Source organism: Flavobacterium sp. CSZ (genome assembly GCF_015350725.1).
GTDB lineage: Bacteria > Bacteroidota > Bacteroidia > Flavobacteriales > Flavobacteriaceae > Flavobacterium.
Genome location: NZ_JADKPQ010000002.1, coordinates 210,692 through 230,405, shown reverse-complemented (window position 1 = coordinate 230,405; position 19,714 = coordinate 210,692). Strand labels below are relative to the sequence as shown.

Below are 19,714 nucleotides of genomic sequence, written 5' to 3'. Positions count from 1 at the left end.
TTTATGTTTTAAATCATCTTCTAAAGAATATCTTCACAAGTAAAAACGTCTTTCAATCGAACACCTTTTTCTGTTTGTTCTACCGTTATAATCTGATTGTGTGCATCGTGCTCTAAAAACAAATAATAGTTATTATCTGCCGCTGCGTTCAAAAAATTAGATTTTTCCGGCATTGTCAATAAAGGTCTTGTATCGTAACCCATAACATACGGTAGCGGAATATGTCCGGCTGTCGCCAATAGATCGGCACAAAAAACAATGGTTTTATCTTGATATTGAATATGCGGAATCATTTGTTTTTCGGTATGACCGTCAACATAATAAATTCCAAAATTCATTTCTTCAGAAAAGCCAAAATCAGCTTCAGGACGCTTTATAAAATTCAATTGTCCGCTTTCCTGCATGGGTAAAATGTTCTCTGATAAAAAAGAAGCTTTTTCACGAGCATTAGGTTTTGTTGCCCATTCCCAATGATTTTCATTTGTCCAAAACTTGGCATTTTTAAAAGCCGGCTCATAAAAAGTTTTGTCTGAATTCCATTGTACACTTCCTCCACAATGATCAAAATGCAAATGCGTCATAAAAACATCAGTTATATCGTCCCGGCTAAAGCCATATTTTGCTAATGATTTATCAATAGAATGCGTTCCCCAAAGCGAATAATAGCCAAAAAACTTTTCAGATTGTTTATCGCCCATTCCGGTATCGATTAAAATCAGACGATTTCCGTCTTCAATTAACATGCAACGCGCGGCAATATCAATCAAATTATTATCGTCTGCGGGATTGGTTTTGTTCCAGATTGTTTTAGGCACAACACCAAACATAGCGCCACCATCTAATTTAAAATTTCCTGATTCTATTGGGTAAAGTTTCATAATAGTACATTTCTAATATTGAAAACAAAGCTAGGAAATACAATCTCTTTTTGCTAAGTATTCTCAAAGAATGTTTTTCATGTAAATGTAAAATTGCCCACAGATTAAACGGATTGAACCGATTTTCGCTGTATTTTAATTTTAAAAACAGCGAACATAAAACGCTCAAAATTAATAGTAATCTGTGTAAATCAGTTAAACCAGTAAAATCAGTGGACTGAAAATTATTCAAGAGTAATCGAAGTGCTTCCCATTATTTCTTGTTTGTCGAAGAAGTTGACAAAATAAGTTCCTTTTTTAAATGCATTTTCGTCGGCATTTAAAATCCCGTAGACATTTGCCGCCTTTCCCTGAAAATCAACGGCCACAATAAAACTATAAACTAACGCTTTATCATTTCCAAATTCGATTAATTTGTTTTCACCCAGAACCTTATTTTTCTGATCTAAAACCTGAATATAAAAAACTTTCTTTCCCGTTTTTGCAACCGCATTTCCGTTGACAGAAAAACTCACTTTCAGCTTTTTAGTATTTTTTGCTTTCTCTGTTTCCAGCTCTTGTCCGGATTTTTTTTCCTTAAGCGCGATTACACCAAAATTACTCGTCACCAGTTTCGAAGCATCTTTTAAGGTCGATTCTAATTTTTTTTGTTTAGAAACCAAAGTATCATTTTCAGTCTTTTGTTTGTACATGACAACATTCTGACTTTCTATTTCACTAAGTAAATTTTTATTCTGAGATTTTAATTTTTTAATTTCAACAACTTTAGATGCTAATGCAATCTTCATGTCCGAGAGTTGTTTTCTATAAACCTGAATTTGTTCAGCAGAGGGATTTTCTGAAGCTTTGATAATTTCCATCAGGTTTTCGATGTTTCTTTTTTCAAGTTCTAATTGTTGAGACAAAGAGGTCTTCTCCAAAATAGCTATATCATAAGCTAACTTTAAAGTTGTCAAAGAATCTAAAATATTTTTTTGCGAAAGTGATTCAGGACTTAAATCACTAAATTTCTGATCTTTTGTTATCTCTTTGATTTTCTTATCAGTCTCATTTGATTCTTTACTAAAAATAAAGACTGTAGCGCCTATTCCAAAAACAAAAAACACTGCTAAAAGTGCTTTAACCCACTTATTTTTGTATTGTTTCTTCATAATTACTCCCAATTTTCTGCAAAAGTAATAATAAAAAATCGCCCTCAATACGTATAAATACGCTTTTTTAACACTTAATAGTAAATATTGATAAGTAAATCCTACAAAAGAAACAGCTTTTTAAATTTTCGATAAAAAATGCTAATAAAACAAATAAACCACATAAACAATGATATTTGATTTAGTAATATAACTAATATCTATTTTAACATTTGTTATAATAATGTGAACCGTTATGGAAAAAGGTTTTTAAGTCGTATCTTTGCAGATAATTTCATTTCAACATTGAAAGACAGCACTTTAAAATGTAATCATTTAATTACTGTTTTGAATGCAAATTCGAATGAAAGCAAAAACAAATACCATAAACAATGATAAAAGTTTCTGATACAGCCAAAAAGAAAATCATCGACTTAATGAAAGATGATGGTTTTGATGCTGCACATGACTACGTAAGAGTAGGCGTGAAAAGTGGCGGATGCTCTGGTTTGTCTTATGATTTAAAATTTGACAAAGCCAAAGGCGACGACGATAAAATATTTGTAGACAACGACATAACGATTGCAGTTGAAAAAAAATCATTTCTGTATTTAGCCGGAACAATTCTTGAATTTTCAGGCGGATTAAACGGAAAAGGTTTTGTGTTTAACAATCCAAATGCAAGTAGAACTTGTGGTTGCGGAGAATCATTTTCGCTATAAATTAAAGTCAAAAAGCAAAAATTTAAACGCTTAAGATCTTAAATTTTAAGCGTTTTAAAAAACTAAAAAATGTCAAAATACACTGAAGACGATTTAAAAATCGAACTCGAAACTAAAGAATACGAATACGGATTTTATACTGATATAGAATCAGAGACATTTCCTATTGGCTTAAACGAAGATATCGTAAGAGCTATTTCTCTTAAAAAAGAAGAGCCTGAATGGATGACCGAATGGCGCATCGAGGCTTTTCGCGCATGGAAAGAAATGATCGAACCGGAATGGGCAAATGTTCATTATCAAAAACCGGATTTTCAGGCAATCTCATACTATTCAGCTCCAAAACAAGTAGATCCAAACAAAACTTTGGATGATGTAGATCCGGAACTTCTTGAAATGTACAAAAAGTTAGGTATCTCTGTCGATGAACAAAAAATGATGAACAATGTCGCTATGGATATTGTTGTCGATTCTGTTTCTGTGGCTACTACTTTCAAAAAAACATTGGGAGAAAAAGGAATCATTTTCTGTCCAATTTCTGAAGCTATAAAAGAGCATCCGGAATTAGTTCGTAAATATTTAGGAACTGTTGTACCTCAAAAAGACAACTTCTATGCAGCATTAAACTCAGCAGTTTTCTCTGACGGAAGTTTCTGTTATATTCCAAAAGGAGTTCGTTGCCCAATGGAACTTTCAACTTATTTTAGAATCAACCAGGCAGGAACGGGACAATTCGAAAGAACTCTTGTTATTGCTGACGAAGGAAGTTACGTATCATACCTTGAAGGTTGTACCGCTCCAAGTCGTGACGAAAACCAATTACACGCTGCTGTAGTTGAATTAATCGCTTTGGATGATGCTGAAATTAAATATTCTACCGTTCAAAACTGGTTCCCTGGAAACAAAGAAGGAAAAGGTGGAGTTTATAACTTCGTAACCAAAAGAGGTTTATGCGAAACAAACGCTAAAATTTCCTGGACACAAGTAGAAACAGGTTCTGCTGTAACCTGGAAATATCCTTCTTGTGTATTAAAAGGAGACAATTCGGTAGGAGAATTTTACTCAATTGCCGTTACTAATAATTACCAACAAGCAGATACTGGAACTAAAATGATCCATTTAGGTAAAAACACTAAATCGACTATTATTTCTAAAGGTATCTCGGCTGGTAAATCACAAAACAGTTACCGTGGATTAGTGCAAATTAGCCCAAGAGCTGAAAATGCAAGAAACTTTTCGCAATGTGATTCTCTTTTAATGGGGAATAATTGTGGGGCACATACCTTCCCTTACATCGAAAGTAAAAATCCATCGGCTAAAATAGAGCACGAAGCTACTACAAGTAAAATTGGAGAAGATCAGGTTTTTTATTGCAACCAAAGAGGTATCCCAACTGAAAAAGCGATTGCCTTAATTGTAAACGGTTTCAGTAAAGATGTATTGAACAAATTGCCAATGGAATTTGCTGTTGAAGCTCAAAAATTATTAGAGATTTCCTTAGAAGGATCTGTAGGTTAATTGCGAAATGGAAGGTAAGAAAGTAATCATTTTAGGTTCATCCAGAAAAAACGGAAACACAACCAAAATTGTAGATGAAATTGCTAAAGAAACCGGAATAGACGTAATTAATTTAAGTGATTATAATATTTCTCATTATGATTACGAAAGTAAAAATATAGAAGACGATTTTTTGCCTTTGATAAAAGGAATACTGGAGAAATACGAAACTTTAATTTTTGCAACGCCCATATACTGGTACAATATGAGTGGAATAATGAAGGTTTTCTTTGATCGCTTTTCAGATTTAATCCGAATTGAAAAAGAAACCGGACGAAAACTAAGAGGAAAGAAAATTGGTGTAATATCAAATTCACACGATAATGAAATCGAAGATAGTTTTTACATTCCGTTCAAAAAAACAGCCAATTATTTAGGCATGGAATATTTAGGACACGCGCATTTTAATGCCAACATCCTAAACCAGACAACAAAAATAGAATTGACATTTATATAAAATAAAAAAAACAATGTTATCAATAAAAAACCTTCACGCCTCAATTGGTGATAAAGAAATCCTTAAAGGAATTAATATAGAAGTTAAAGCTGGCGAAGTACACGCTATCATGGGACCAAACGGTTCCGGAAAAAGTACACTTTCGGCTGTAATTGCCGGAAACGAAAACTACGAAGTTACTGATGGAGAAGTTTTCCTTGACGGAGAAGATCTTGCTGATTTAGCTCCGGAAGAAAGAGCACACAAAGGAGTTTTCCTTTCTTTTCAATATCCTGTAGAAATTCCCGGAGTAAGTGTTACGAACTTCATGAAAACTGCAATCAACGAAACTCGTAAAGCAAACGGTCAGGAAGAAATGCCTGCTAACGAAATGCTAAAAGTAATTCGTGAGAAATCTGAATTATTAGAAATCGACCGTAAATTTTTATCACGTTCATTAAACGAAGGTTTTTCTGGTGGTGAGAAAAAAAGAAATGAAATTTTTCAAATGGCAATGTTAGAACCAAAATTAGCCATTCTTGACGAAACCGATTCTGGTCTTGACATCGATGCTTTAAGAATTGTTGCTAATGGAGTGAACAAATTGAAAAGCGAGAAAAACGCGATTATCGTGATCACGCACTACCAACGTTTGTTAGATTATATCGTTCCGGATTTCGTTCACGTTTTATACAACGGAAGAATCGTAAAGTCAGGCGGAAAAGAATTGGCTTACGAATTGGAAGAAAAAGGATACGACTGGATTAAAGCAGAAAACTAGTTTACAGTTACAGTTTACAGTTTACCAAACTCATAACTTATAACTCATAACTTATAACTAAAGAAATGGATTTAAAAGAAAAATTAGTATCGTCTTTTATGGCTTTTGAAGAGCGTGTCGATGTACATTCAGATTTACATGACATTCGCACAAACGCCTTAAAGAACTTTGAAAATAAAGGTTTCCCAACCAAAAAAGAAGAAGCTTGGAAATATACATCGCTAAACGCCATCTTAAAAAATGACTTTACGGTTTTTCCTAAGCAGGAAAATGCAATAGAATTTAATCATGTAAAAAAATACTTTTTACACGAAATCGACACTTATAAATTAGTGTTTATTGATGGTGTTTTCAGCTCGCATTTGTCTTCTACCACACACGACGGAATCGATGTTTGTTTGATGTCTTCGGCATTGACCAAACCAAAATATAAAATGGTTATTGACAAATACTTCAACCAAATTGCCAGCAAAGACGAAAGTCTGACTTCGTTAAACACTGCTTTTGCAAGTGAAGGAGCTTTTATCAATATTCCGCAGAAAAAAGTAGCTGACAAACCTATCGAGATCATGTATTTCTCTACAGGAAACGAAGCTGCTTTATTGGTTCAGCCTAGAAATTTGATTATTGTTGGAGAAAATTCTCATGTTCAGATTATCGAGCGTCACCAAAGTTTAAATGAAAATCCTGTTTTAACCAATTCAGTTACAGAGATTTTTGCTCAAAAACGTGCTATTGTAGATCACTACAAAATTCAAAACGATAATATCGAGGCGAATTTAATCGACAATACTTACGTTTCTCAACAACAGGAAAGCCATGTTTATGTACATACTTTTTCGTTTGGAGGAAATCTAACGCGTAACAATTTGAATTTTTATCACTTTGGTGAAAGATTGACAAGTACGCTAAACGGAATCACTATTATTGGCGAAAAACAACACGTTGATCATTATACTTTGGTAAACCACGCAACTCCAAACTGCGAGAGTTTCCAGGATTATAAAGGAATTTTCGCTGATCGTTCAACAGGAGTTTTCAACGGAAAAGTATTGGTAGAAAAAGAAGCTCAAAAAACAAATGCTTTCCAAAAAAGCAACAACATTTTATTGAGTGACAAAGCTACCATCAACGCAAAACCACAATTAGAGATTTTTGCTGATGACGTAAAATGTTCTCACGGTTGTACCGTAGGACAACTTGACGAAACGGCAATGTTCTACATGCAATCTCGTGGAATCCCGAAAAAAGAAGCTAAAGCTTTATTGATGTACGCATTCTCGAATGCTGTTATCGAAAGCATTAAAATACCGGAATTAAAACAAAGAATTACTAAAATCATCGCTACGAAATTAGGCGTTAATTTAGGATTTGATTTGTAGAAAGCTCAACCGCAAGGTTCGCTAAGATTTACGCAAAGTTCGCAAGGTTTATTACAAAACTTTGCGAACTTTGCGCTTTTTACCTTTCTCCCCATAGCTATCGAGATTACGATTCAATTTTCTTTTCTTATATAAACCCATAAATCCAGATTATCAAGCTTAGTAATTATTTCATCCGAAAAAAAACATTTTTCTTCCACTTCAGAAAAATTAATATCCCCTAAAACTTCTGCGGTTACATCACTTATGTTTTCAAAATCGTCGTTATTAGGCTCTCTGTCCAGATAATAAATAACCGTTAGTTTTCCTAATCCTTCAAATCCAACGGCAATAGCTCTGATTTCAGGATATATCATTCCTAATAATGCTCGTTGAATTGATAACAATACATTTCTTCTTAATTCTTTATATTCCATTTAAAGATTTATTTTTTGATTGAAGCAATTATCCCTTTCAAAAAACCATTAAAATCAAATCCCTGATCGTCTTCTTTCAGTCCCATTCTCACAATTACCATATCCAAAGACGGAATAATCGCCACCATTTGGCCTTGATATCCGCTGCAATAAAACATATCACGAGGAGCATCCGGAAATTTTCCTCCGGCATTTAGCCAAAATTGCGCTCCATAAGCTCCGTTAGATGTATTGGTTGGCGTAGCAGAATATTTTACCCAGCTTTCATCCAGAATTTGCTCCCCGTTCCAGTTTCCTTTATGCAGGTATAATAACCCAAATTTTGACCAATCTCTAGCTGTTGCCCAGGCATATGATGAACCTACGAAAGTTCCGGACATATCTTGCTCAACAATCATCGAGTTCATTCCGATTTTATCGATTACAGCGCTGTACCAAAAATCAAGATATTCTTGCTGCGTTTTAAACTGACTTTTTAAAATTCCGGACAATAAATTGGTTGTTCCTGACGAATAATTCCAATGTGTGTTGGGTTTAAACTGAGCTGGTTTCTCGCGCTGTACTTTTGCCATATCTCCAGACTGAAAAAGCATTATTGTAGCATCACAAATTTTACTGTAATTCTCTTCCCATTCTAAACCTGAATTCATATGAAGCAAATCGTTTATAGTAATGATTTTACGTTCGTCATTTTGCCATTCAACAATTGGTGCCGGTTTATAAATATCAATTTTTCCTTGTTTTGCCAAAACTCCAAAAGCAGAATTGGTGATGCTTTTTGTCATCGACCAGCCTAAAATCTTGCTTTCTTTATTAAAGCCTTTATCGTATTGTTCGGCTATCAATTTATCTTTATACAAAACCACAACTGCTCGGGTGCGTTTTACTTTTCCTCCATTTTTATCAAAAGAATCATCAACGGCTTTTTTTAGTTTGGTATAATCTATGTTCGAGAACGCGGTGTCTTTTGGTTCATTATTGCCATAAGGAAAAGCAAGATTATTGACTAATTTAGTTCGTTTAGGAAGTAAATATGGCTTCGAAACATCATAATCATCATCTATTAAAGTGGCACCTAAACCTTCACGATAAATCGCTTTTCTTTCTTTTAAACCATAGACCGAAGATGTTGCAAATTTCCCGGCTTCATCAATTGTATTTGTTGCCAAATCCATTAACGGAATATCATTATCTCCTTTTTCAATCAATTCTTTCGATCTGTGATCTAAGAAATGTCCCGAGGCAATACTTTTGGCCGAAAAGCCAGAGATCAATTCAAGCTTTGGATAAGTGGTAAATCCAAAATAAAAAACTGCAATCAGTAAAACAAGCGCCAGTAACCTGATGATTTTTTTCATATTCACAAAAGATATTTTTACTGCAATATAAATAATTTATCTTCACGATTTTAGCATCTAATTCACATTTTGGATTCACATATTTTACAAAACGTAACTTAATTTTATAGAATCAATATTCAATCCTTCGATTGATAGTACCATAAAAGGAAATTATAGTTTTGATCGATAAACCAATTTAGTTTTAGTACTTTTGTAGATAGAATTTTTCTAAATAAGACATGTTAGACATCCAAAAAATAAGAGCTGATTTTCCGATACTTTCGGAAAAAGTAAACGGAAAACCATTGGTATATTTCGATAACGGAGCAACCTCACAAAAACCACAAATTGTGATCGATGCGATCGCGACATATTATCAGGAAATAAATGCCAATATTCACCGTGGTGTTCACACACTAAGTCAATTGGCAACTGATGCTTACGAAATTTCAAGAGTAAAAATCCAACATCATATCAATGCTAAGTTTTCGCACGAAGTACTTTTTACTTCCGGAACAACGCACGGAATCAATTTAGTAACCAACGGTTTTGCTTCTATATTACAACCTGGTGACGAAGTAGTAGTTTCCTCTTTAGAACATCATAGTAATATTGTACCTTGGCAAATGTTATGCGAGAAAACCGGAGCAACTCTTAGAGTGATCCCAATGAACGAAGACGGTGAACTGATTATGGAGGCTTTTGACGCTTTACTTTCAGAAAAAACTAAAGTGGTTACGGTCAATCATATTTCGAATGCATTAGGAATCATCAATCCTATCAAATACATGATCGAAAAAGCACACGCTGTTGGCGCTGCAGTTTTGATCGATGGCGCACAAGCTGTTCCGCATTTAAAACCGGATGTTCAGGATTTAGATTGTGATTTTTATGCTTTTTCCGGCCATAAAATGTGCGGTCCAACCGGAACCGGGATTTTATACGGAAAAGAAGAATGGTTAAACAAATTACCTCCTTATCAGGGTGGTGGCGAAATGATCAAGGAAGTTACTTTCGAAAAAACAACTTATGCTGATCTTCCTCATAAATTTGAAGCCGGAACTCCAAACATTGCCGGCGGAATTGTTTTAGGAACTGCTGTTGATTATTTAAATCATATTGGTTTTCACAACATTCAAAAACAAGAAGAAAAATTACTGGAGCATGCTACAAAGCGTCTTTTAGAAATTGAAGGTTTGAAAATTTACGGAACCGGAAAAAATAAAGCTTCTGTAGTTTCGTTTAATATAAATGGAATTCATCCTTACGATATTGGTTCTATTATCGATAAATTAGGAATTGCCGTTAGAACCGGACATCATTGTGCACAACCCATCATGAACTTTTTCTGCATTCCCGGAACGATCCGTGCTTCATTTTCTTTTTACAATACAATAGAAGAAATTGATGTAATGGTTGAAGCGGTGAAGAAAGCAAAAACCATGTTAAGCTAAAAAAATTATGCGAATACTATCTTTATTGCTCTTAACGATTTTCATTGGAACAAGTTGCTCAAGCCAAAAAACCAGCGATATGACATCAACACAAATCGAATATTCTGCTGTTTCAAGAGGCCTTTACAAATTGATAGTAGTTCAAAATAAAACGCTTACAGTTACCAATGGTAAAAACACGCAACCTGTAGAAACTAAAATAAGCGATGCTAAATGGAAAGAGATTGTAGCAGAGTTTTCGAAAATTAATTTAGAAAGTATTCCAACATTAAAAGGACCTACTGAAAAACGTTTTTACGATGGTGCTGCAATTGGAAATTTAAAGATAGTTCAGAATCAGAAAATCTACGAAACTGCAGGTTTCGACAATGGTTACCCTCCAAAGGAAATAGAAAAATTGGTAAATTTGCTGGTAGATTTCACGAAAGAATAATTATGACAATAAAAGAAATACAAAACGAAATAATAGACGAATTTTCGATGTTCGACGATTGGATGCAACGTTATGAGTACATCATCGAATTAGGAAAAAGTCTTCCGTTGATCAAAGAAGAATACAAAACAGAAGAGAATTTAATCAAAGGCTGCCAATCGAAAGTTTGGTTACAAGGCGAACAAAAAGACGATAAAATTGTCTTTACCGCTGATAGTGATGCTATTTTGACCAAAGGAATTATCGCTATTTTAATTCGTGCATTCTCTAATCAAAAAGCAGAAGACATTATAAAAGCTGATACTGAATTTATTGATGAAATTGGTTTAAAAGAACATCTGTCTGCCACCCGCGCCAACGGATTGGTTTCGATGATTAAAAACATCAAAATGTACGCTTTGGCTTTTGATGCTAAAAACAGAAATTAAAATTTTCAAACATAATGTTTTTAATTTGAACCATTAAGATATTAAGTTTCATAAGAAATAGAACTTAATTTTCTTAATATCTTAATGGTAAGAAAAAAAACACTTGCTGTTTAAATGAACTTACATCACTTATATGGTGAAAAAAAACAAAACAAAAAAATGGAACAAGAAATAGACACAAACGAATTAGGAGAATCAATTGTAAAAGTTTTAAAAAGCATTTACGATCCGGAGATTCCTGTAGATATTTACGAATTAGGATTGATTTATGATGTAATGGTAAATACAGATTACGAAGTAAAAATCCTGATGACATTAACATCTCCTAACTGTCCGGTTGCGGAAAGTTTACCAAGAGAAGTAGAAGAAAAAGTAAAAACCATCGAAAACATAAAAGATGTTGATGTTGAAATTACTTTCGATCCGCCATGGAGCAAGGATTTAATGAGCGAAGAAGCAAAATTAGAATTAGGAATGCTTTAAAAAAAGTACAGTTCTTAGTCTCAGTTTTCAGTATTTAACTGTGACTGAGACTGTAAACTGCAAACTAGAGAAAATGGAAGAAATCATCAATAAAGTTGCAAATAGTGCCTTAGAAGTTTTTGATCTTGAGGATTATTATCCAAAAGGAGCGCGTGTGCAAATTGACATTTCACAATGGCTTTTAGAAGGTTTTTTATTAAAAGAAAAAGACTTTAGAGAGCACCTAAAAAATCACGATTGGTCGCAATATCAAGATCAATATGTGGCTATAAACTGTAGTACAGATGCTATTGTTCCTGCCTGGTCGTCTATTTTGGTAGCGATTCAATTGGCACCTTATGCCAAAAAAGTAGTCAACGGAACTATTGAAGATTTAGACGCAAGTTTGTATGAAGAGATTCTAAGTAAACTTGATTATTCTGAATACAAAAACAAACCTGTTATTGTAAAGGGATGTTCGAAAAAACCCGTACCAACGCGTGCTTATATTTTAGCCGCAACTTATCTACAACCTTTTGCAAGAAGTATTATGTACGGCGAAGCTTGCTCAGCAGTACCTTTATACAAAGAATCTAAGAAATAACTTTCTTTTACAATCAACAATACCCTACCTTTTAACGGTTTTTTAGTATATTTGTTCTTACACATTTAAACTATATACCATGAGAAAGCTAACGTTATTACTTTTTATTTTAGCGAACTTAACTTTTGTTCAAGCCCAAAATTCTGAAAAAGAATTGATCCAAAACACTGAAAAAGCAGTAAAGAAAATAAATGATACTATCGAGGGAGAAGGCTGGAAAGCCAAAGGAACAGTTTCTCTTTTACTAAATCAATCAAGCTTTAATAACTGGATTGCAGGAGGTGAAGATAGCTTTTCGGGAACTTTAGGAATCAACTACGATTTCAACTATAAGAAAGACGATCTTACCTGGGATAATAAAGTTTTGGCTTCTTACGGACTTTTACAAACTAAAAATGCCGACTACGAAAAAAAGACTGATGACCGTCTTGAATTCAATTCAATCCTGGGAAAGAGAGCTTTTGGCGAATGGTATTATTCTTATTTCTTAAATTTCAGAACTCAATTTTCAACCGGTTACTTGTATGGCAAGGATGAAAACGGAAAGGAAATTAGAACTGAAAACACCAAATTTATGTCTCCGGGTTATCTTACTACTGGTCCTGGTATTTACTGGACAAAAGATGATAATCTAAAAATCAACTTTGCGCCTTTAACCTCTAAATTTACCTTTGTAGATGGGGCTTACACATCAGAAATTGATCAGTCTACCGGATTACCTTATGTTGATGGTTCTTATTTTGGTGTCGATGCTAACAAAACGATGCGTTACGAATTAGGTTTCTATGCATCTGTTTATTACAAATTGGCGATCATGACCAATGTAACTGCTGAAAATACTTTGAATTTATATTCTAATTACTTAGAAGATCCACAAAACGTAGATATCAATTACTCTTTGAATATTATCATGAAAGTGAACAAGTTTTTATCTGCCAATTTATCGTTCCAGGCTATTTATGATGATAATGCTTTTAAAGGTTTTCAAACCAGAGAAGTATTTGGTTTAGGGATTAATTTCGGATTCTAATTTAAAACATATTTTACCGCAAAGAACGCAAGGATTTTTTTACCGGGCTGAAATAATCTCGCAAAGCCGCAAGGACACAAAGTTTATATTATGGACTTCTGTATCTTAGCTAAATTAATCCTTAAGAACATAAAACTAAAAAAAAAGTTCGCAAAGCTAGATAGATTTAGCTTTGCGAACTTTGTGTTTTCCTGAGGTACTTACTATAAAATCTTGCGCTCTTTGCGGTAAAATAATTTATTCCTGATCTTCGGAATCTTCTTCTTTTTCAATTGCATCTTTATAATCCGGATACAAAAATTTATTATAAGGAAATCTCGTGATATGTATTTGACGAACTGCTTCGTAAACTATTTCTCTAAATTCTTCAAAATTTTCTTTTTGTGTAGCCGAAATAAACAATGCTTTATTCTGACCAACATTACTCATCCAGGTTTGTTTCCATTCCTCAAGTGTGTAATGTCTTCTTGTTTTTTCAGTAATCAAATCATCTTCATCAATTGTCAAATGCTTGTAAGCATCAATTTTATTAAAAACCATAATCGTTGGTTTATCATTACTCTTGATTTCTAACAACGTTTGATTTACAGATTCGATATGATCTTCAAAATCAGGATGCGAAATGTCTACAACATGCAAAAGTAAATCGGCCTCGCGAACCTCATCTAAGGTACTTTTAAAAGAATCTACCAATTGAGTTGGTAATTTTCTAATAAAACCTACAGTATCCGACAATAAGAAAGGTAAGTTTTTAATCACTACTTTTCTAACTGTGGTATCCAGGGTTGCGAATAATTTATTCTCAACAAAAACATCACTTTTACCTACCGCATTCATCAATGTCGATTTCCCAACATTGGTATACCCTACAAGAGCCACACGAACCATTGCACCACGATTACTGCGCTGCACGCCCATTTGTTTGTCGATTGTTTTTATTTTTTCTTTTAAGAGCGAAATACGATCACGAACAATACGTCTGTCTGTTTCAATCTCGGTTTCTCCGGGTCCACGCATTCCAATTCCTCCTTTTTGACGCTCAAGGTGAGTCCACATACCAGAAAGTCTAGGCAATAAATACTGACATTGCGCCAGCTCTACCTGCGTTCTTGCATACGATGTTTCGGCTCTTTGCGCAAAAATATCCAGAATAAGGTGTGTTCTGTCTAAGATTTTACAATCTATAATTTTAGAGATATTCTTTTGTTGCGATGGTGATAATTCATCATCAAAGATTAAAGTCGATATGTCGTTTTCTTTTACAAAAAGATTGATTTCTTCAATTTTCCCTGTTCCAACAAAAGTCTTAGGATTTGGGCGTTCCATTTTTTGAGAAAAGCGTTTAATAACTTCACCTCCTGCGGTAAATGTCAAAAACTCTAATTCATCAAGATATTCGTTAAGTTTTTCTTCACTTTGATTTTGAGTCACAATACCAACAATGGCCGTTTTCTCAAAATTTATAATTTCTTTTTCTAACATAGCTTTGAATAAGGTGCAAATTTAATGATTTGTAAGGTACTAATGCTTATAGAATTCCGTTTTTAAGTTCTATTTGGGAAATTAGTGTTTCTATAAAAAGGCAAACCATCTAAAAATTAAGAACAGACTTAATTTCCAGATGGTTTTAACTAAATTGAAAAGTTTATATTTATTCGTAAATAAAAGTTTTTTCTGTTTTTACAATTCCGTTTTCTTCAATCTGAGAACAGGAGATTGGATAGTTTAATTTATTGTATTTGAATTTTCTGCTCACACCAACTAAAACTGTTGAAGATGGACTAAAATTCATTTCGTTGTTATAGGATATTGCTTCAAAACTAAACTCTTCTTCGTGATACGAAATCATGGGTACAATTACTTTATAATTATCACCAAACAAGCTCTGAACAATTAATTGATCTACTGATTTTTTATCATCAAAAGTATACGTTTTAGATATTTTATCCCCTACGAGACCTTTATGTTTAGCAACATTATCATTAATATAAACATATTCAATTTTACCAATTATTGCTTTGTTTCTGTCTCTCGTAGTACGTCTTACAATTATACCGTTCTCTACAATATATTCTACATCATCAACAATATTTTGGTGATTCGTACTTTTTTTGGTAATTACTTTTACTCTTGCTCCCTCGTAGCCAAAAGTTACTGTTTTGGTAATATAGTCATTACCTTCCTGATATTTTTTAACGAATTTTGTAATGTTATTATCTGCATCATAAGAGTAATTCACGACTTCTTTCCATTCGCTTCCCACTTTGTCTTTTACAGTTTTATCCAACAATCCTTTAGTGTTATAAAAAAAATGCTGAACAACATCTGATGTGGTGATGGTTTGTATTTTACCGTCTTTAAAAACAACTGTTTTGTTTACAATTTCACCATCCTTCGAGTTTTGGTAATTTGTTTTTACAATGTTAATTTGCTTCAATCTAACAGGAGCATTTTGATCCTGACTGTGCAACAAGCATGGAAAAACCATCATCATGATGGCGATAAAGTAGGTTTTCATGTGGTATTTGTATTGATTTGGAATGACCAAAATACAAAATTCAATTAAATTTTAACAGTTTAAAACTTAAAAACAACACACAATTAAATTATCGCTTAAAAATCAGGACTTTAATTTTATTTTTAAAAATTGAACGCATTACTTTTCTCCAAAAATTTTAACATCATCAACCATAAAAGCTTCATTCAACGTTTTATCCTTCCCTGAACCTATGTATTTGAATGCAATAGGAATATTTCCTGAATATGCAGATAAATCTATTCCGCCGGAGATTATAAATTGCCTTGTTGACGTTGACAATGAAGGTAAATTTGCTTCTAATTTTGTCCATTTTGCCCTTGTGACATTTGATCCGTCAAAATTAGTTGAGATATACACCTCTAAAGCATTTAAGGGCGAGTCGACTTTAAAGACCATTCCATTGAGCATCATTGTTCCGTTTTCGCTGTCCAGACCCCGAACCCTAAATCGGGCCTGACCCCAATTGAAGGCTGAAGTCTGCATAAAAACATCTTTTGAAGATTGCAAAAGTCCTGAAGTCATTTCTGACGAGCTATTATCATCTGATAAATCGCTGTCCAATAATGTGATTAACGTTGCAGGAACATCATCTGAAAAATTATCTTCTAATTGTAGTATTCCAAGATTGACGGTTTGTTTCCGATTTGAATTTATCTTTAAAAGTAAATCTTTATATCTCTGACTACGCAGTAATAATAATTGTTCTCCTTTTATGGCAGAATGCAATTCGAATTTTCCGTTTGTATTGGTAAGTTGTGTGATCGAAGAATTCGGGATGCTTACCTCAACATTTTCAAGAGGGCTTTGTGTTTTTGCATCGATTACTATTCGCGAGAAAGTAGTTTCTTGCTGTGCAAATGCAAAAGTAAAAGACAATAAAATAAAAAGCAACATGTATTTCTTTCCCATAAAAAACCCAATTTACTTTGATAAATAGTTTTCAGATTGAGTCGTTTTGATTTTCAAAACTTTCAATCCTTACATCAAAAGATAAAATTGGTCTTTGGAAAAGACTTTCGATAAATACAAAACTTAATTTCGAACTTCAAATATAAATAAAAAACAATAACAAAGTAATTGTCTTATAAATAACTACTTTTTACTCATTAATTAATCTCTGTAAAGTCGCATGAAATTTCGATATTTTATTTGAGCCATAGATTATACAGATTAAAATGATTTTTGCTTATTGTATGTCATTTCTGTATGCCAATTAAACGCAAATATTGTTATGAAAATGATTGTCTTAGCCCGATAGATAGTGGAAATCGTTTTGTGGCGGTCCCCATAGCTATCGGGAGCCACAAAGATTCTAACGGATTCCTTCGCCAGTTCGCACTTTCAGGCTCGGGTGCGGGATTAGCTCCTGAAAAAATTATGCTTCAGTAGTTCTAATTTTAGAAACCATAAAGGCGATCAGAACACCAAAGATTCCGATAAATGCAAAGGAAAACTGAAGTCCGAAATTCTGAGCGATATGTCCAATTACGGGAGGTCCCATCAAGAAACCTAAGAAACTTACGCTCGAAACAATCGTTAAGGCCTCTCCGGGAGGAACGGTTGGGTTTTTTCCTGCCATACTATAAACGGTAGGCACAATGGTAGCAACTCCTAATCCAACAAGCATAAAAGCAATGGTACAAGGAATAATATAAGGAAGAAAAACTGCAGTAAAAAGTCCAACAGAAATCATGACGCCGCTAATTTGCATCACGCGTTCACGTCCAAATTTATTGATGAGACCATCACCTAAAAATCGTCCGCTGGCCATCATGATCATGAAGGAAGTATATCCTAAAATCACCAAAGGTCCCGGAGCTTGTACAATATCTTTAAAGTAAACTCCGCTCCAGTCGAACATTACACCTTCGCTGGCCATACTGCAAAAGCCAATTACGCCGAGCCAAAGTAAAGAGCTGTCGGGTTTTACAAATAGCTTTTTCTTTTCGGCTGTTTTATTTTTTATTTTTTCTTTGGCTCTGACCAAAAATTTAAAATTGAAGGCTACCATTAAAAGTACAATTGCGCCCACAACCAAAAAATGATCAAATGGTGTGAGTTTTAAAGTCAACATTCCTAAACCTACCAAAGCTCCGGTGAATCCGGCAAAACTCCACATACCGTGAAAAGAGGACATGATTGTTTTTTTGAAAAGCACTTCGGTATACACGCCTTGTGTATTAACGGCTATGTTGGCTAGATTTCCAAAAATTCCAAATAGAAATAATCCTAATGATAATTGCAATGCTGACGTTGCCAAACCTAAATTAGCCAGGCACAAAACATACATTATTAATGAGAAAACCAATATTCGATGACTACCAAACTTAGTCACCATTTTTCCCGAAAAAGGCATGATGATCAACTGACCCATTGGCAGAGCAAAAAGAATCGAACCCAAATCACCTTCGGTTAAATGTAAAGCGGTTTTTATGTCAGGAATTCTACTTGCCCAGGTTGCAAAACTTAATCCCATCCCAAAATAAAACATTCCCACAGCAAAACGAATGCGGTTTAAATAAGAGGCTTTTGCTTCTCTGTAAACTTTCTTGATTTTTCCTTTGGTTTGGAATAACGATAATGGATTGAAACTGATCAAAGTGATATATTTTTGGATTCTAGCATAAAAGTACTAAAAAGCTACTTTATAGACTATAAAACCCTACTAGTTCGTGAATTTATAACGTTGTATGTTTATAAATTTTTATAAAGGGGCAGAGGTGCAAAGGGACAAAGGTTTTTTATAGGGACGTAGAGTAGTCCGGATTTTTGCCCACAGATTTTACAGATCAAACGGGTTTTCAAAGATTTTTTTTAGGTTTTCTGTAGTGGTGCAATGCAGTGTGTCTTAAGTTTCAAACAACAAGGTCATTTTATTTTTTTGCCACAGATTTCACAGATTAAAAGGATTAATAAAAAATCTACGTCAATCCGTAAAATCCGTAAAACCTGTGGGCTAATTTTATCTACAAATTAATTACCTTTTGCTGTGCATGACTTGCGATTGCTGCTTCTATAATTTGCATCACTTTTACACCATCTTGTGCTGTAACGGGTTCTGTTTTGTTATTTGCAATTGATTCATAAACACCATCAAAAAAGGAGAAATAATTCCCCTGAAGTGTTGGGATCTTTTCACGTATTTTTTTTCCGTCAACTTCATTATGCAATAATCCTTGTAGTGTTTCAGATTCTGTTCCCCAGGATTCTAAGTTTGGTTTTTTACCCAATTTTAATTCATCTTCCTGAACATCTCCTCTTGGTTTAAGAAAAGATCCTTCTTTACCGTGAATGGTATACGCAGGATTGGCTTCTCTAACAAAGAAACTTGCTTTTAGTCGTACTCTGAAATCTTCATAAATCAACAATAAATCGATCCAGTCATCGACCAACGAATTTTCTCTGGTATAGCGAATATCTCCAAAAACTGATTTTGGTGAACCAAATAAACAAACGGCCTGATCGATTAAATGCGGGCCTAAATCTTTCAGGATTCCTGCTCCATCGTTTACGGTTTCTTTATGTGCTTTGGCACTTAGCAAAGGATTGTATCTGTCAAAATGAAATTCGGCTTCGACCAAATCTCCCAAAACTCCTTCTTTGATTACTTTTTGAACGGTTTTAAAATCACTATCCCATCTTCTGTTTTGGAAAACGGCCAATTTCAGTCCCTTTTCTTTGGCGATTGCAGCCAATTCTTCGGCTTCGGCAACTGTTGTTGTAAATGCTTTTTCGACAACAGCGTGTTTTCCTGCCAATAAAACTTTTTTAGCATATTCGAAATGGGTTCCAACCGGTGTATTTACAATTACCAAATCGACATCGTCTGCTAATAAATCGTCTATCGAAGGATAGCTTTTTACTGTTGGATAATCTTCCTGAATGAGTTTTTTGCTTCTTTCCCAAGATCCTAAAAGTTCAAATCCGGGGTGAATATTTAAAAACGGAGCATGAAAGACTTTTCCTGACATTCCGTATGATAATAGTGCTGTTTTTATTTTTTGCATTCTGTATGGTATTTAGTTTTTTTCTACCACAGATTAATTTGATTAAAATTATTTTTTTTGCCACGAATTGCACTAATTTTCACAAATCGTCGCGTTTAAAAACTTAATAAATTAG

General features: G+C 33.9%; 20 protein-coding genes. 11 read left to right on the top strand and 9 right to left on the bottom strand.

Going from position 1 to position 19,714, the window contains the following annotated elements; translation table 11 throughout:
- Positions 1-20: 20 nt before the first annotated feature.
- Both IRZ78_RS03210 and IRZ78_RS03205 read right to left on the bottom strand, forming a co-directional pair.
- Positions 21-878, bottom strand: coding sequence for an MBL fold metallo-hydrolase (locus tag IRZ78_RS03210; RefSeq protein WP_194615152.1), 858 nt, complete (start codon positions 876-878; stop codon positions 21-23).
- A gap of 224 nt (positions 879-1,102) precedes the next feature.
- Entirely contained in the window at positions 1,103-2,029 is a 927-nt protein-coding gene (locus IRZ78_RS03205) for a hypothetical protein (protein WP_194615151.1), read from the bottom strand.
- A 371-nt stretch (positions 2,030-2,400) separates the two neighbouring features.
- On the opposite strand from IRZ78_RS03205, the gene IRZ78_RS03200 reads away from it, so the two are divergent.
- The 5 genes from IRZ78_RS03200 to sufD all read left to right on the top strand — a co-directional run bounded on the left by IRZ78_RS03200 (position 2,401) and on the right by sufD (position 6,886).
- Entirely contained in the window at positions 2,401-2,730 is a 330-nt protein-coding gene (locus IRZ78_RS03200; protein ID WP_065451634.1) for an iron-sulfur cluster assembly accessory protein, read from the top strand.
- A 69-nt stretch (positions 2,731-2,799) separates the two neighbouring features.
- Positions 2,800-4,248, top strand: coding sequence for a Fe-S cluster assembly protein SufB (gene sufB / locus IRZ78_RS03195; protein WP_194615150.1), 1,449 nt, complete (start codon positions 2,800-2,802; stop codon positions 4,246-4,248).
- Between the two features lie 7 nt (positions 4,249-4,255).
- Positions 4,256-4,744, top strand: a complete 489-nt coding sequence (locus tag IRZ78_RS03190) for a flavodoxin family protein (RefSeq protein WP_194615149.1) — start codon at positions 4,256-4,258, stop codon at positions 4,742-4,744.
- A gap of 13 nt (positions 4,745-4,757) precedes the next feature.
- The gene (sufC, locus tag IRZ78_RS03185) at positions 4,758-5,504 is read left to right on the top strand and encodes a Fe-S cluster assembly ATPase SufC (protein WP_017494567.1); all 747 of its coding nucleotides are present in this window, start codon (positions 4,758-4,760) and stop codon (positions 5,502-5,504) included.
- A gap of 65 nt (positions 5,505-5,569) precedes the next feature.
- Positions 5,570-6,886, top strand: a complete 1,317-nt coding sequence (gene sufD, locus IRZ78_RS03180; RefSeq protein WP_194615148.1) for a Fe-S cluster assembly protein SufD — start codon at positions 5,570-5,572, stop codon at positions 6,884-6,886.
- A gap of 113 nt (positions 6,887-6,999) precedes the next feature.
- On the opposite strand, the gene IRZ78_RS03175 is transcribed toward sufD, so the two are convergent.
- Both IRZ78_RS03175 and IRZ78_RS03170 read right to left on the bottom strand, forming a co-directional pair.
- On the bottom strand, positions 7,000-7,302 hold the full coding sequence (locus IRZ78_RS03175; RefSeq protein WP_194615147.1) for a colicin: 303 nt from the start codon (positions 7,300-7,302) through the stop codon (positions 7,000-7,002).
- An 8-nt stretch (positions 7,303-7,310) separates the two neighbouring features.
- The gene (locus IRZ78_RS03170; protein WP_194615146.1) at positions 7,311-8,660 is read right to left on the bottom strand and encodes a serine hydrolase; all 1,350 of its coding nucleotides are present in this window, start codon (positions 8,658-8,660) and stop codon (positions 7,311-7,313) included.
- A gap of 221 nt (positions 8,661-8,881) precedes the next feature.
- On the opposite strand from IRZ78_RS03170, the gene IRZ78_RS03165 reads away from it, so the two are divergent.
- The 6 genes from IRZ78_RS03165 to IRZ78_RS03140 all read left to right on the top strand — a co-directional run bounded on the left by IRZ78_RS03165 (position 8,882) and on the right by IRZ78_RS03140 (position 13,053).
- Positions 8,882-10,096 (top strand): cysteine desulfurase, encoded by a 1,215-nt coding sequence (locus IRZ78_RS03165; RefSeq protein WP_194615145.1) that lies wholly within the window; start codon positions 8,882-8,884, stop codon positions 10,094-10,096.
- 79 nt (positions 10,097-10,175) lie between these two features.
- Positions 10,176-10,529 (top strand): hypothetical protein, encoded by a 354-nt coding sequence (locus tag IRZ78_RS03160; RefSeq protein WP_228520347.1) that lies wholly within the window; start codon positions 10,176-10,178, stop codon positions 10,527-10,529.
- 2 nt (positions 10,530-10,531) lie between these two features.
- A complete protein-coding gene (locus IRZ78_RS03155; RefSeq protein WP_194615143.1) occupies positions 10,532-10,957 on the top strand; it encodes a SufE family protein in 426 nt (141 codons plus the stop codon).
- Between the two features lie 159 nt (positions 10,958-11,116).
- Positions 11,117-11,440 (top strand): SUF system Fe-S cluster assembly protein, encoded by a 324-nt coding sequence (locus IRZ78_RS03150; RefSeq protein ID WP_055097577.1) that lies wholly within the window; start codon positions 11,117-11,119, stop codon positions 11,438-11,440.
- 73 nt (positions 11,441-11,513) lie between these two features.
- Positions 11,514-12,023: a DUF2480 family protein gene (locus IRZ78_RS03145; protein ID WP_194615142.1), complete on the top strand. Its 510-nt coding sequence runs from the start codon at positions 11,514-11,516 to the stop codon at positions 12,021-12,023.
- Positions 12,024-12,102: 79 nt separating this feature from the next.
- Positions 12,103-13,053 (top strand): DUF3078 domain-containing protein, encoded by a 951-nt coding sequence (locus IRZ78_RS03140; RefSeq protein ID WP_194615141.1) that lies wholly within the window; start codon positions 12,103-12,105, stop codon positions 13,051-13,053.
- Between the two features lie 237 nt (positions 13,054-13,290).
- On the opposite strand, the gene hflX is transcribed toward IRZ78_RS03140, so the two are convergent.
- The 5 genes from hflX to IRZ78_RS03110 form a co-directional block, all read right to left on the bottom strand.
- Positions 13,291-14,535 carry a GTPase HflX gene (gene hflX, locus IRZ78_RS03135; RefSeq protein ID WP_173970727.1) on the bottom strand — a complete coding sequence of 415 codons (1,245 nt, stop codon included), beginning with the start codon at positions 14,533-14,535 and terminating at the stop codon, positions 13,291-13,293.
- A 169-nt stretch (positions 14,536-14,704) separates the two neighbouring features.
- Positions 14,705-15,571 (bottom strand): hypothetical protein, encoded by an 867-nt coding sequence (locus tag IRZ78_RS03130; RefSeq protein WP_194615140.1) that lies wholly within the window; start codon positions 15,569-15,571, stop codon positions 14,705-14,707.
- Positions 15,572-15,709: 138 nt separating this feature from the next.
- A complete protein-coding gene (locus IRZ78_RS03120; protein ID WP_228520345.1) occupies positions 15,710-16,501 on the bottom strand; it encodes a carboxypeptidase-like regulatory domain-containing protein in 792 nt (263 codons plus the stop codon).
- Between the two features lie 466 nt (positions 16,502-16,967).
- Complete coding sequence (locus IRZ78_RS03115) at positions 16,968-18,191, bottom strand: MFS transporter (protein WP_194615139.1); 1,224 nt, start codon at positions 18,189-18,191, stop codon at positions 16,968-16,970.
- A 367-nt stretch (positions 18,192-18,558) separates the two neighbouring features.
- Positions 18,559-19,599 carry a Gfo/Idh/MocA family oxidoreductase gene (locus IRZ78_RS03110; protein ID WP_194615138.1) on the bottom strand — a complete coding sequence of 347 codons (1,041 nt, stop codon included), beginning with the start codon at positions 19,597-19,599 and terminating at the stop codon, positions 18,559-18,561.
- Between the last annotated feature and the right edge of the window lie 115 nt (positions 19,600-19,714).

Excerpts from the sequence above, each read along its gene's own strand:
- IRZ78_RS03140 (WP_194615141.1), top strand. The coding sequence starts at position 12,103 with ATGAGAAAGCTAACGTTATTACTTTTTATTTTAGCGAACTTAACTTTT.
- IRZ78_RS03190 (WP_194615149.1), top strand. The coding sequence starts at position 4,256 with ATGGAAGGTAAGAAAGTAATCATTTTAGGTTCATCCAGAAAAAACGGA.
- IRZ78_RS03200 (WP_065451634.1), top strand. The coding sequence starts at position 2,401 with ATGATAAAAGTTTCTGATACAGCCAAAAAGAAAATCATCGACTTAATG.
- sufC (WP_017494567.1), top strand. The coding sequence starts at position 4,758 with ATGTTATCAATAAAAAACCTTCACGCCTCAATTGGTGATAAAGAAATC.
- IRZ78_RS03205 (WP_194615151.1), bottom strand. The coding sequence starts at position 2,029 with ATGAAGAAACAATACAAAAATAAGTGGGTTAAAGCACTTTTAGCAGTG.
- sufB (WP_194615150.1), top strand. The coding sequence starts at position 2,800 with ATGTCAAAATACACTGAAGACGATTTAAAAATCGAACTCGAAACTAAA.
- IRZ78_RS03175 (WP_194615147.1), bottom strand. The coding sequence starts at position 7,302 with ATGGAATATAAAGAATTAAGAAGAAATGTATTGTTATCAATTCAACGA.
- IRZ78_RS03165 (WP_194615145.1), top strand. The coding sequence starts at position 8,882 with ATGTTAGACATCCAAAAAATAAGAGCTGATTTTCCGATACTTTCGGAA.
- IRZ78_RS03130 (WP_194615140.1), bottom strand. The coding sequence starts at position 15,571 with ATGAAAACCTACTTTATCGCCATCATGATGATGGTTTTTCCATGCTTG.
- IRZ78_RS03160 (WP_228520347.1), top strand. The coding sequence starts at position 10,176 with ATGACATCAACACAAATCGAATATTCTGCTGTTTCAAGAGGCCTTTAC.
- sufD (WP_194615148.1), top strand. The coding sequence starts at position 5,570 with ATGGATTTAAAAGAAAAATTAGTATCGTCTTTTATGGCTTTTGAAGAG.
- IRZ78_RS03110 (WP_194615138.1), bottom strand. The coding sequence starts at position 19,599 with ATGCAAAAAATAAAAACAGCACTATTATCATACGGAATGTCAGGAAAA.
- IRZ78_RS03150 (WP_055097577.1), top strand. The coding sequence starts at position 11,117 with ATGGAACAAGAAATAGACACAAACGAATTAGGAGAATCAATTGTAAAA.
- hflX (WP_173970727.1), bottom strand. The coding sequence starts at position 14,535 with ATGTTAGAAAAAGAAATTATAAATTTTGAGAAAACGGCCATTGTTGGT.
- IRZ78_RS03155 (WP_194615143.1), top strand. The coding sequence starts at position 10,532 with ATGACAATAAAAGAAATACAAAACGAAATAATAGACGAATTTTCGATG.
- IRZ78_RS03120 (WP_228520345.1), bottom strand. The coding sequence starts at position 16,501 with ATGGGAAAGAAATACATGTTGCTTTTTATTTTATTGTCTTTTACTTTT.
- IRZ78_RS03210 (WP_194615152.1), bottom strand. The coding sequence starts at position 878 with ATGAAACTTTACCCAATAGAATCAGGAAATTTTAAATTAGATGGTGGC.
- IRZ78_RS03145 (WP_194615142.1), top strand. The coding sequence starts at position 11,514 with ATGGAAGAAATCATCAATAAAGTTGCAAATAGTGCCTTAGAAGTTTTT.
- IRZ78_RS03170 (WP_194615146.1), bottom strand. The coding sequence starts at position 8,660 with ATGAAAAAAATCATCAGGTTACTGGCGCTTGTTTTACTGATTGCAGTT.